The 1,136-nt window shown below is 62.4% G+C and carries 1 protein-coding gene; it reads right to left on the bottom strand.

The window, feature by feature from the left end:
- A partial coding sequence (locus tag A2I95_RS40805) for an ATP-binding protein (RefSeq protein ID WP_291738002.1) occupies positions 1 to 1,136 on the bottom strand: 1,136 nt, incomplete at both ends.

Raw genomic sequence — 1,136 nt, 5'->3', positions numbered from 1 at the left:
GCTTGGTGGTGTAGAACGGTTCGAACAAGTCGTCGAAGTCGTTGATCCCCACCCCGTTGTCCCGCACCGACAGGGTTGCCGTCTCACCTGCGGCCAGCAGAATTTCCACCTCCGGGTCGGCCACCGATTTGGTGGCGTCCAGCGCATTGCGCAAGAGGTTGACCATGACCTGTTCCAGCCGCATCCGGTCGCCCATCACCATAACAGGTTCTTCCGGCAGGATGCGGGTAATTTTCACATGCCTCTGACGCAGCTGCGGCTCCATCATCGACAGGCTGGAAGCCAGTGCATCGCCCACGTTTACTGGGCTGAACGCATCGCCGCCCTTGCGCGCATAGGATTTCAGCTGCCGGGTGATCGCCCCCATCCGTTCGATCAGATCATCAATCCGGCCAAAGGACGCGAGTGCTTCATCCGGGCGGTTGCGGTTGAGCAGCAGCCGGGCGCCGGCCAGATAGGTTTTCATCGCCGCCAGCGGCTGATTCAACTCGTGGCTGACAGCCGCAGACATCTCGCCCAAGGCGGCCAGTTTCGAGCTTTGCGCCAGGCTCTGTTCAGCAACGGCAAGGGTCTTTTGCATCCGTTCCCGCTCGGCAATTTCCCGCTGCAAGCGCGCGTTCAATACGCGAAGCTCTGCCGACTCGCGCTGGAACAGCGCCATGCGCAGCGCCGTTTTCCGGCTGAGCGCATAAAAAGCCAGTGCCAGCAGAATGGCGAATCCCATAATTTCCAGCGCCAGCACTGCGTTAACCCGCTCGCGCACCGAGGAATAAGTTGTGAAGGACGCCATCCGCCAGCCCTGGAACGGCACCCGGGTTTCCAGCCGCATCACCGCCTCGCCCTGAAGATAGGCGTCCGGCGGCAGCGCGGTCCAGTCGGTGGTGGCGCGGATTGCCCGCTGGATGGCACCCTCGGGCGTCTGCAGGGTCAGCGCATCGCCCTCCTGCAGACCACGCCAACGGGCCTCGGTGGCCAGAATGATATTGCCGGTGCTGTCAGTGACCAGAACCGCATCGGAAATCCCGGCCCAGGCCCGTTCGAACTTCTGCAGGTCCACCTCGACGACAATCGCACCCAGGACGCCGGTCGCATCGATCATCCGCCGTGAATAGGTGAATCGGTAACCGCCCACTTCC

Source organism: Leisingera sp. F5 (assembly GCF_001593695.1).
Note: the sequence above shows the minus strand (reverse complement) of the source record. Positions and strands in the feature narration are given on the sequence as shown.